General features: G+C 74.5%; 6 protein-coding genes. 5 read left to right on the top strand and 1 reads right to left on the bottom strand.

Going from position 1 to position 10,650, the window contains the following annotated elements:
• Window positions 1-460: 460 nt before the first annotated feature.
• The 5 genes from ACFW1I_RS19810 to ACFW1I_RS19790 are packed head-to-tail and all read left to right on the top strand — an operon-like array spanning window position 461 to window position 7,163.
• Entirely contained in the window at window positions 461-2,248 is a 1,788-nt protein-coding gene (locus ACFW1I_RS19810; protein ID WP_384671511.1) for a non-ribosomal peptide synthetase, read from the top strand.
• Window positions 2,245-4,176 (top strand): B12-binding domain-containing radical SAM protein, encoded by a 1,932-nt coding sequence (locus ACFW1I_RS19805; RefSeq protein ID WP_384671509.1) that lies wholly within the window; start codon window positions 2,245-2,247, stop codon window positions 4,174-4,176. Before ACFW1I_RS19810 ends, ACFW1I_RS19805 begins: the two co-directional genes overlap by 4 nt.
• Window positions 4,166-5,320 carry an acyl-CoA dehydrogenase family protein gene (locus tag ACFW1I_RS19800; RefSeq protein ID WP_384671506.1) on the top strand — a complete coding sequence of 385 codons (1,155 nt, stop codon included), beginning with the start codon at window positions 4,166-4,168 and terminating at the stop codon, window positions 5,318-5,320. Before ACFW1I_RS19805 ends, ACFW1I_RS19800 begins: the two co-directional genes overlap by 11 nt.
• Before the next feature lie 26 nt (window positions 5,321-5,346).
• Window positions 5,347-6,363, top strand: coding sequence for an ornithine cyclodeaminase family protein (locus ACFW1I_RS19795; RefSeq protein ID WP_384671503.1), 1,017 nt, complete (start codon window positions 5,347-5,349; stop codon window positions 6,361-6,363).
• Window positions 6,360-7,163 carry a thioesterase II family protein gene (locus ACFW1I_RS19790; RefSeq protein ID WP_384671500.1) on the top strand — a complete coding sequence of 268 codons (804 nt, stop codon included), beginning with the start codon at window positions 6,360-6,362 and terminating at the stop codon, window positions 7,161-7,163. The genes ACFW1I_RS19795 and ACFW1I_RS19790 overlap by 4 nt, the downstream gene beginning before the upstream one ends.
• Before the next feature lie 65 nt (window positions 7,164-7,228).
• On the opposite strand, the gene ACFW1I_RS19785 is transcribed toward ACFW1I_RS19790, so the two are convergent.
• Window positions 7,229-10,612 (bottom strand): ALF repeat-containing protein, encoded by a 3,384-nt coding sequence (locus ACFW1I_RS19785; protein WP_384671498.1) that lies wholly within the window; start codon window positions 10,610-10,612, stop codon window positions 7,229-7,231.
• Window positions 10,613-10,650: the final 38 nt, after the last annotated feature.

Raw genomic sequence — 10,650 nt, 5'->3', positions numbered from 1 at the left:
GGCTCCGCCGTGTGGGCGCTGCGCACCACCGGGACCTTCGAGGAGGCCCTGGCGGGCGCCGGAGACCAACGCGGGGACCCCGCCAACCTCGCGGCGGGCCGGCCCGGTGGTGGGGGGGGGCGCCCCCGGGCGCCGGCGCGCCGCGCCGGGGGGGGCGGGGACCCGGGGCCGCCCCGACGGGACCGCGCCGCGCCGGCTCCGCCCGGCGGCGGAGCGGCAGGGACCTGAGTCCCATGGCACCGCCGACGCCCCGTCACCAGACTGGACGGTGCGGCGCTCCGTACGCCCGCGAGGCGCCGGAGCTGCGCCCCCTCACCCCACCCCCATTCACAGCGGTCGTCAGCCCGCGCACCTGTCAGGAGGCAGTGGAGTGCTCGAAGCGGTCCCGGAAGCAGGCACTCCACCCCTCGGAACCTCACCCCTCGGAACCCCAACCCTCGGACCTCCGCCGCTCGTCCGGATGCTGGCCGGGCACGCCGCCCGGCGGCCCGGGCACGTGGCGGTCCAGGACGCGGCCGGCGCCCTGAGCTACGCCGACCTGTGGGCCCGGTCGGCCGCACTCGCGGACCGGCTGCGCTCGTCCCGGGTGGCGCGCGGTGACGTCGTGGCGGTCTGCCTCGAACGCTCCGCCGACGCCGTGACGGCCTGCGCCGGCGTGCTCGTGGCGGGTGCCGCGTACCTGCTCCTCGACCCGGACCAGCCGCCCGAGCGCGTACGGGACCTGCTGGCGCGCAGCTCGGCGACGGCCCTGGTGAGCCGGCCGGAGCACGTGCGGCGGCTGGGCCTGGAGTCGTACGAGCCCCTGGACGTCGGCGCGTTCCGGGACGTCGCCGGCTCCGGCGCCGCGCCGCCCGTTGAGGCCGCCGAGGCGGTGGACGCCGAGGACTCCCTCGCCTACGTGAACTTCACCTCGGGCTCGTCCGGCCGCCCCAAGGGCGTGCTGATCGGCCACCGGGGACTGGGGAATCTCCTCGACTGGTACCGGGACCGCTACCGGGTCGGGCCCGGCGACCGGGCGACGCAGCTCGCCCGGCCCACGTTCGACGCGTTCGTCCTGGAGACGTGGACGGCCCTGACGGCCGGCGCCTCCCTGCACATCGTGCCGTCCGAGGCGATCACCGATCCCGAGCGCCTGCGGGACTGGTTCTGCGCCGAGGGGATCACCGTCGCCTTCGCCCCCACCGCCCTGGCCGAACAGCTCCTCACCCTGGAGTGGCCGAGCGCGGAGGAGGGCTGCGCGCTGCGGGACCTCCTGGTCGGCGGCGACCGGCTGACGCGCCGGCCGCCGGCGTCGCTGCCCTTCCGGGTGCACAACAACTACGGCCCGACGGAGAACACCGTCGTCGCCACCGTCGGTCTCGTCGAACCGGCGCCGCACCCCGGTCTGCCGTCCATCGGCGCGCCGCTCCCGGGCGTCACCGCGCACGTCCTGGACGCCGCGGGAGCACCGGTCGCCGACGGCGAGCCCGGCCGGCTCCATCTCGGCGGCGTGGGCGTGGCGCTCGGCTGTCTGGACGACCGGGACGCCTCCCGCTTCACGCCCGACCCCTGGGCCGCGGCTCCCGGCGGGCGCATGTACGACACCGGCGACCGGGTCGTCCGCGACGCCGACGGCCGGCTCCACTACCTGGGCCGGGAGGACGACCAGGTGCAGATCCGCGGCTTTCGCGTCGAACCGGCCGAGGTCGAGGCGGCGCTGCGCGCCGACGAGGCGGTCGACGCGGCGGTGGTGGTCGCCACGGCCGAGGAGGAGCCCCGGCTGGTCGCGTACGCCGTGCTGCGCGACGGCACCGCGGACCCACGGAAGATCCGCGCCCGGCTCGCGGACCGACTGCCCGACTACCTGATGCCGGCCGTGGTCACCGCCGTGACCGCGTTCCCGCTGACGCCACGGGGCAAGGTGGACCGCGCGGCGCTCGCCGCGCGGCCGGTGACCCCGGACGGCACCGGTGGCACCGGCGCGCCGGAGGCCGAGCGGCCCGGGTCCAGTCCGCTGGCCCTGCTCACCGCGCTCTGGGCCGACGTGCTCGCCGTGCCGTCGGTCGTCCCGGACGACGACTTCTTCGAGATCGGCGGCGACTCCCTGCGGGTCATCCGGCTGGTCGGCAAGGCCCGCCGCGAGGGGCTGAGGATCGACGTCGAGGACGTGTACACCCACCCCGTTCTGTCCGACCTGGCCCGTGCCGTCTCCCCGGCGGAGCCGGGCGCGACGGGTACGCCTGCTTCCGCGGAGGATTCCCCCCGGTGAACACCGCCACCCGCACCGCCAAGGTGACGTTCGTCGAACTGTCGGTGTACGAGAACACGGTCCCGCTCGTCTCCGGATACCTCCAGGCGTACGCGGCCCAGGACCGTGCCGTCGCCGACGCCTGCGACTTCTCGTTCTTCGCGCGGGGGCTGTCCGAGGACCCGGACACGCTCCTCGCCGACCTGCTGGCGTGCGACGCCGACGTGTACGCGTTCAGCTGCTACATCTGGAACGCCGGCCTGGTCCGCCGGCTGCTCGCCGGACTCCTGGAGCACCGCCCGGACGCCTGGTTCATCCTGGGCGGCGCCCAGGTCATCAACCACGGCGAGCAGTACATACCGGCCGGGGCGCGCCGCGTCGTGGTCTGCAACGGCGAGGGCGAGCAGCCGTTCTACGAGTTCCTGCGCCAGGTCCTGCTCCCGGAGCCGGATCTCGCCGAGGTGTCCGGGGTGAGCTACCGCGCTCCGGACGGGGAACTCGTCACCAACGACAAGCCGCCCCGGATGAAGACCCTGGACGACGTGCCGTCGCCGTTCACGACCGGCCTGTTCGACGGCGGCGAGTACACCTTCACCGTCCTGGAGACCAACCGCGGCTGCCCCTTCCACTGCGGCTTCTGCTTCTGGGGCGCGGCCACCAACTCCAAGGTGAACAAGTTCGAGGAGGAGCGGGTGCTCGGCGACATCCGCTGGATCGCCGAGCACGGGGTGTCGAGCGTCTTCATCGCGGACGCCAACTGGGGGCTCTCGCCGCGGGACGTGGAGCTGAGCCGCCACATCGTGCGCTGCAAGGAGGAGTTCGGCTTCCCCACGTCGCTGGTGATCGCGGCGGCGAAGAACCGCCCCGAGCGGGTCGCGGAGATCACCGAGATCCTGGTCGGCGGCGGCCTGGTGACCAGTCAGCCGATCTCGCTGCAGACGGTCAACTCCGAGGCGCTGGAGCTCATCGACCGGAAGAACATCCGCGAGTCCACGTACACCGACCTCCAGGCGAAGCTGAACGCGAAGGGCATCAGCTCCTTCATCGAGCTGATCTGGCCGCTGCCCGGGGAGACCCTGGAGACCTTCAAGGAGGGCGTGGCCCGGCTCTGCCGGCTGGAGGCCGACACCCTCACGGTCTATCCCCAGCTCCTGCTGCACAACACGGCGCTGTACGACCAGCGGGAGATCCTCGGCATCGAGACGGAACGGGCCCCGGACCCGGTCGCCGAGGCGGACGTGGTGGTGGCCACCAAGTGGGTGAGCCGCGAGGAGTGCGCGGCGGGGACCTGGTTCTACTACCTGGTGCAGAGCCTCTACAACGCCCGGGGCGCGTACTGGCTGGCACGTCATCTCGACCGGTCGGGCATCCAGTCGTACGAGGACTTCTTCTCGGCGGCGACCGAGCACTGGCAGCGCTCCGAGAACGGGCTGAGCCGGTTCGTCGCCGAGTCGGTGTCGACGGACGACCACTACGACCTGCTGAACATCGGCAAGGCGGCCCACCTGGTGCTGCACTCGCACCGGGAGGAGTTCGACCGGCTGCTGGTCGACTTCGCCCGGAGCCAGCCGTGGTGGTCGGACCCGCGGGCGCGGCTCGCCCTCGACCTGGACCTGGTCGCGCGGCCGTACATCTACCGCGAGGCGGTCCGGGCCCCCGGCGTCCCGCTCAGCGAGGCGCGGGTGGTGGAGGTCACCGACACCTCGCTGACGATCGCCCTTCCGGAGGCGGGCCGGGAGCTGCCGGCGGAGCTGGGCCTGCTCCCGGCCGGGTCGGGCCCGGCCGAGGGGCTGCGCTTCGAGCACCCGGCCTACGGCAAGATGCCGGTCCCGCGCCGGCGCACGATGGAGCAGAACGCCGGCTACTGCCATGTGATGATCCAGCGGCTGCGCACGCTGCTGCCCGTCTGCCGGGTCACCGGCGAGGGAGGGGACGGGAGTGCGGCGTGAGATCTTCGGCCCGGACCACGAGGCGTTCCGCCGGACGGTCCGGGAGTTCGTCGCGCGGGAGATCACCCCGCACCTGCCGGCCTGGGAGGAGGCCGGGGTCGTCGACCGGTCCGCCTGGCTGGCCGCCGGCCGGCAGGGGCTGCTCGCCCCGGACATGGACGCCGCCCACGGCGGCGGCGGTGTCGACGACTACCTCTACCACGTGGTCCGCACCGAGGAGCTGGCCCGGGCGGGCACGCTCAGCCCGGCGTTCAACCTGCACAGCGAGGTGGCGGGCGGGTACTTCGCGCAGCTCGCCACGGCCGAGCAGAAGGCGCGCTGGCTCCCCGGGTTCTGCTCGGGGGAACTGATCTCGACCGTCGCCATCAGCGAACCGGAGGCGGGCAGCGACGTCGCCGCGATCCGTACGACCCTGACGGAGGCGGCGGACGGCTCGTTCCTCCTCTCGGGACGGAAGAGCTTCGTCACCCACGGCCTGCTGGCCGGTCTGGTCATCGTGGCGGCGCTCGATCCGGCCGTGCGGAAGCCGGACGGCCCGCCCGCCGCGACGCTCGTCGTGCTGCGGCCGCCGGCCCCCGGACTCGTGGTCGGCCGGCCCATGGACAAGATCGGCATCCATTCGCTCGACACCGTCGAGCTGTCCTTCGACGAGGTCCGCGTCGAGGCGTCGGACGTCCTCGGCCGTCGCGGCCTGGGTTTCCTCTACCTGCTGCAGAACCTCCCCCGGGAACGCCTCTCCATCGCGGTCACCTCCCTGGCGCTGGCCGAGCGGGTCTTCGAGGAGACCATGGCGTACTGCAGGGACCGGGAGGCGTTCGGCCGTCCCATCGGACGGTTCCAGCACAACCGCTTCCAGCTCGCGGAGATGGCCACCGCGCTGCGCGTGGCACGGGCCTTCACCGACCGCTGTGTGCTGGCGCACCGCCGCGCCGAGCTGGAGGTGGACGAGGCGTCCATGGCCAAGTGGTGGAACTCCGAGCTGTGCAACGACGTCATCGGGCGTTGTCTGCAACTGCACGGGGGCTACGGCTTCAGCTCCGAGTCGCTCGTCGGCCGGGCCTACACGCAGGCCAGGGTCCAGACGATCTACGGCGGCACCACGGAGATCATGAAAGAGATCATCGGCCAGTCGCTGCCCCTCTGAGGGCCGGGCCACGTCAGGAGTCAGCTGTGCTCACCGTCGACGCCGCCACCGTGCGCGGGCTCTATCCGATGGCCCGGGCCATCGAGGACATGCGCCGCGCCTTCACCCTGTTCAGCTCCGGCCGGGTCCGCCAGCCGCAGCGCACCATCACCCCCGGCGACGCCGAGGGCGAGGTCCTCGCGACGATGCCCGCCCACGTCCCGCTGGGCCCCGGCCCCGGTCCGGGCGCGTTCGGGCTCAAGGTGATCGCCGTCCAGCCGGGCAACATCGCCAAGGGGCTCGATCCGCACGTCGGTGTCGTGCTGCTGCTCGACCCCGGGACGTGCGCACCACTGGCGATGGTCGACGCCACGGTGATCACCGAGATCCGTACGGCTGCGGCCTCCGCGGTGGCCACCGATCTGCTCGCCCCGCCGGACGCGGAGGTGGTCGCCGTCCTCGGCACCGGCGCCCAGGCGCGCGCGCACATCGAGGCGGTGTCCCTGGTCCGCCCTCCCCGGGAGATCCGGGTGTGGGGTCGCACCGGCGCGCACGCCCGGGCGCTGGCCGCCGGGTTCGCGGGCCGGCTGCCGGTGCGCGCGGTGTCCTCGGTGCCGGAGGCGGTCGCCGGGGCCGACGTGATCTGCACGGTCACGTCCAGCCCGGAGCCGGTCCTGGACGCGGCGTCCGTCCGGCCCGGGGCGCACGTCAACGCCGTCGGCGCGGTCTTCCCCGGCCGGCGCGAACTGACCTCCGAACTCGTCGCACGGGCAAGGGTCCTGACGGACAGCAGGGAATCGGCGCTCACCGAGGCCGGAGACCTGCTGTTCCCCATGCGGGAGAGCCGCTTCGGCGCGGAACACGTGCGCGGCGAGATCGGCGAGGTGCTCACCGGCCGGTGCGCCGGACGCACGGCGCGGGAGGACATCACGGTCTTCGAGTCGCTCGGGCTCGCGGTCCAGGACGTCCTCGCCGCGCGGAGCGTGTACGACCGCGCCACGGCGGAGGGCCTGGGCACGCGGGTCCGCCTGACGGGCCCGGAACACGAAGGGACGGAACGATGAGCGAGGCACGGACGACGGGTGCGCGGGCCGTCCCCTGGCTGGTGTGCCGGCACCGCCGCCCGCAGGCGCGGATGCGGCTCTACTGCTTCCCGCACAGCGGCGGTTCGCCGGGCGAGTACGTGCGCTGGGCCGACGACCTCCCGGACGTCGAGGTGCTGGGCGTCCAGCTGCCCGGACGCGGATCCCGCCTGATGGACGAACCGCTGACGTCGCTGCCCGAGGTGCTGGACCGCCTTCTGGAGAACGCGGACTTCGAGCCGCCGTTCGCCTTCTTCGGCCACAGCATGGGGGGCCTCACCGCGTACGAGACGGCACGCCGCCTGGCACGACTGGGCAGGCCCGTACCGGAGTTCGTGATGGCCTCGGCCTGCACCCCGCCCGGACACCCACGGGACAACGGTCTGCGCGCCCTCCCGGACGCGGAACTCCTCGCCGCGGTCGACGGCCGGTTCGGCGGCGGGCTGCCTCCGGACCTCGGCGACGATGCCGCCCTGCGCGACCTGGTCATGCGCTCCATGCGCGCCGACATCACCCTGTCCGAGACGTACCGGCCCCTCCCCGGTCCCCCCTGGAACGGGCCGCTCCACGCGGTCGGCGGCCACCAGGACCTCCCCGAAGAGGTCCTGGCCCGCTGGCAGGAGCACACGACCGGCCCGTTCTCCCTGACGCTGCTGCCCGGCGGCCACTTCTACTTCAGAGACCCGGCCCAGCACCGCTCCCTCCTCGCCCACCTGGCCGGGCTGCTCGGCGCAGCGGACCGAAGCGACCGGACGGGTGCGGGACATCCGGCCGGGCGCTGAGGAACGGGGGCCGACCGCGTGCGCGGCCGGCCCCCGGACCGGTCTCGGGGTGCCGGCGGTGCCTGCTACCTGAAGGCCGTGAGGATGGCCGTGACCGGCGAGATGTAGTAGCTGGCCCCCGTGATCCTCGAAATCACGGGCTCCGCCACCCGGCCGGCCGCCTCAAGCGGCTTCCTCAGCTGGGACACGCCGAGGCCGAGCCCCTTGGCGGCGGTGGTGGCGAGGGAGGCCTTGAACTCGCCACTCGACCGTCCGCAGTTGATTCCGACGAAGACCGTGCTGATCCCCGAGTAGATCGTGGAGAGGGTGGCGAGGTTGAACGCCCACGGCCCCAGCACGGGTGCGAGGCGCCAGTTCATGCGCGCGCCCGCGAGCGCGGCGATGGCCATGTATCCCGTGATGGTGCTGAGTGTGGACGTGGCGTTCGCCATCCACCCCGGGTCCCCGTTCCAGCAGGGAACACCGCCCTTCACCGCGTCGTGCTCCGGCGTGTTGGCCGGAATCACGCCCGAGGCCTTCGTGTCGCGCGCCTCCTCGGCCGCGTGCCGGGCCGCCACGGCGAGCTCCTGCGCCCGCTTGGCCGCGACGATGTGGTGCGCCTGGCTCGCCGCCACCGCCGCCACCTTCGCGTCCTGCCCCGCCTGCACGGCGGAGGAGCGGGCCGAGGCGGCGGCCATCTGCGCGCCGTTGGCGGAGGCCACCGCCCCGCGCGCGGCGTCGAAGGCGCGGTTGGCCGAGTAGTTCGCCGAGCGTGCCGCCAGCCGTGCCGTGGTGGCCGCCTGGGCCGCCTTCTCGGCCGAGAGCTGCGCGTCCTTGGCGTGCTGGTCGGCGCTCTCCGCGTGGGTGTTCGCCTGCTGAGCGGACTTCAGGGCGTCGGCGGCCCAGTTCTGCGCCCGGCTGGCCCATTCCACGGCCTCGGCGGCCGCGTCGCGGGCCGTCGCCGCCGCCTCCTGCGCGCGGGCGGCGTCCTCCTGCGCCTTGTTCGCGATCTTCGCGGCCGCGGCGATCGCGCCCTGCATGGCGGCGATGTGGCTGGCGGAGTCGTAGTCGAGCTGGGCGGTCCTGTACTGGCCGGAGGCAAGGAAGCCCCTGCGCATCCAGGCCGGGCCCTCCATCGCGGCCTTGGCGTGGGCCCTGGTGTAGGGGCCGCTCGACTCCACGGCCAGGAGCCGGGCGGTGGCCACGCCGTCGTCCTCCTGCTGTGCCGCCTCTCCGGTGACGGTGAGGAAGCGGTGCAGCGCCTCGGGGGTGTCGGCGTCGAGCGCTTCGTAGGCGGCCTGGGTGAGCGCCTTGCCCGGGTTGTCGGCGAGGGCGCGCGCCACCATCACCCGGCTCTCCGTGACGGCGGCCTGGACGATCCCACCGCCCAGGAAGGCTCCGACGGCCTCGGGATCGCTGCTCTCCAGGGCCTCGGCCGCCGCGAAGCCGATGTCGGGCGGGGAGACCTGGGCGAGGTAGAGGCTGGTCTCCCGGTCGTCCTGCCGCTGGGCGAGGCGGCGGTCGGTGTCGACCCAGACGTGGACGTCGGCGTCGGCCCCGGACAGCGCGAACCGCGCGGCCTGGGACGTCCAGCTGCCGGCCGGGCCGCCGATGACGGCGACGGCCGCCTTCCGGCCCAGTGTGGCGGCCGCGGCGGAGTCCCCGGACCGGAGGGCGGTTTCCGCCTGGGCGATCAGGTCCCTGGTGGCCTGCTGGGTCCGCTCGGCCTCCGTCGCCTTCGCCGCGCTCGCCTCCCGGTCGCGCTGTTCGAGCTGGGCGAGCAGCCGGCTCTCCTCGATGGCCTGGGCGGTGTCCAGGTCGAGGCGCTGCCACTCGGCCTCGCGCGCGGCCTTCTCGACGGCCACCGCCTCGGCGACGGCGGCGCTGGCGGCGTCGGCGGCCTTGCTGGCCTGGTTCGCGAACTCGGTCGACTTGTTGGCGTGGTCCACGGCCTGGCCGGCGTACTGGACGGCCCATTCGGCCGCGGCGGCGGCGTTCTCCGCGTGGGCGGCCGCGCTGTTGGCGGCGTCGCGTGCGGTACGCGCCGCAGCCGTCGCCGCCGCGGCCAGGGCCCTGGCCGCGCCTGCGGCATTGACCGCGGTCGTGGCGGCGGTGGAGGCGATCTGCGCCTGGCGCTTGGCCTCGGCGGCCAGCGCCTGCGCGACGCCCGCCGCGGCGGCGGCCGCGACGGCCGCGCTCGCGGCGGCGGCGGCGTTGCGGGCGGCGGAGGCCGCCTCGTCGCTGGCGACCACGGACTGGGCCGAGGCCACGGCGGCGCTCTCGGCGGCCGCGGCGGCGGTACGCGCCTGGAGGGCGGCGTCCCTGGCGCCGACGGCGGCGTCCTTGGCGGCCTGCGCCTGGGAGGCGTCCTTGGAGGCGGCGACGGCCGCTCCGTAGGCCCGGGCGGCGGCGGAGCCCGCGGTGGCGGCGGCCTGGCTCGCGGCGGTGGCGGCGTACGAGGCCCTGCGGGACGCGTGGATGGCGGCGTGGGACGCGTGGGTGGCGACCTTCGCCGCGTCCGCGGCACCCTGCGCGGCCTCGCCGGCGCTGCGGGCCGCCTTGCCCGAGGCGAGCACGTCGTTCTGGGCGGCCTGGGCCTCGGCCGCGGCCTTCTCGGCCGCCTCCCTGGCCTTGGCGGCGGCCGCGACGGCAGTGGCGGAGGCCTCCTCGGCCGCCTTCGTCATCTCGGCCGCCTGCTTGCCCTCGCGCTGGACGACCGCGACGAGTTCGCCGATCTTCATGGCCTCCTGGTCGCGGGCGCGGGCAATGTGCTGGCCGGTCTCCAGGAACCACCGGATGTCCGTGCCGGTGCCGGCCATGGCGCGTTCGGCGTACTTCCGCACCTCGGGGCCCGCCTGGTAGGAGAGCCTGACGGTCTCCACCCGCATGTCCTCAAGGCGGGCCTCGTACTGACCTTCGAGGAGGAACGTCTCCAGGGCGGCCTCCGTGTCCTCGGCCAGCGCGGCGCTGCCGACGCGGTTGACGCCCTTGCCGCCGACCGCCATCACGGTGGCGGTGGCCACCCGCAGGTCCTCCATCAGGGCGGGCTTGTAGCCGCCCGCGACGAAGGCGGCGATGTCCGCGTCACCCCCGTTGAGCGCGGCCGTGGCCTCCCGCCGCGTGCCCTTGCCACCGCCCGCGAGGGCGGTGACGACCGCGACGCGGTTGTCCTGTGCCGTGTCCTCTGCCAGCCGCGTCGCCAGGAAGGCCTGCACGTCGGCGTCGGATCCGGTCAGCGCCGCCTCGGCGGAGGCCCGGACGGCCCTGCCGCCCAGCAGCCACGCCTTGACGACCTTGGCCCGGTCGGTGTCGGGAAGGAGGAAGGGATCGCCGTCGTCCCCTTCCGGCGGCGGGGCGACGGCGGCCATCGCGGCCACGGGATTGAGGACGAGACTCGACGCCGCGACGGCGACCGTGGTGGCGGCGACGGCGCCGAGAACCCGGCGCCGGCTCCAGTGGGCAGTATCCAAGACAGTCCTTCGCTATCAGCGCCCGAGGGGGCGCGCTT

The organism is Streptomyces sp. NPDC058955 (assembly GCF_042741435.1).
In the GTDB taxonomy this organism is placed as follows: Bacteria; Actinomycetota; Actinomycetes; order Streptomycetales; family Streptomycetaceae; genus Streptomyces.
Note: the sequence above shows the minus strand (reverse complement) of the source record. Positions and strands in the feature narration are given on the sequence as shown.

What these genes read in the sequence shown, in the direction of transcription:
- ACFW1I_RS19810 (WP_384671511.1), top strand. Translation starts at nt 461, where the DNA reads ATGCTGGCCGGGCACGCCGCCCGGCGGCCCGGGCACGTGGCGGTCCAG.
- ACFW1I_RS19790 (WP_384671500.1), top strand. Translation starts at nt 6,360, where the DNA reads ATGAGCGAGGCACGGACGACGGGTGCGCGGGCCGTCCCCTGGCTGGTG.